The organism is Polaribacter sp. 2305UL8-11, from assembly GCF_058147165.1.
In genome coordinates, this window is record NZ_JBYVJW010000043.1 from 1 (window position 1) to 281 (window position 281).

The 281-nt window shown below is 40.6% G+C and carries 1 protein-coding gene; it reads left to right on the forward strand.

All coding sequences use genetic code 11. The annotated features are described in order from the left end of the window. Positions 1 to 281: hypothetical protein (locus tag ACY2RW_RS16140; protein WP_490123760.1), on the forward strand; the 281-nt coding region annotated here is incomplete at both ends.

Below are 281 nucleotides of genomic sequence, written 5' to 3' on the forward strand. Positions count from 1 at the left end.
ATTTACCTCCCAAAAAACAAACCGGAACTTATAGATGTTCCGGCACACAAATACCTAACTATTGAAGGAGAAGGAAACCCCAATAGTGAAAGCTTCGCCGAATACGTTGCCGTCCTTTATGCTTTGTCCTACGGCATAAAAATGAGTCCCAGAAAGGGCATTGAAACTAAGGGTTTTTATGACTATACAGTGTATCCACTCGAAGGAGTGTGGGACATCAACGAGGAGGCAAAAAAGAATTTTAAGGGTACTATAAACAAAGATGACCTGGTCTTTAAGTT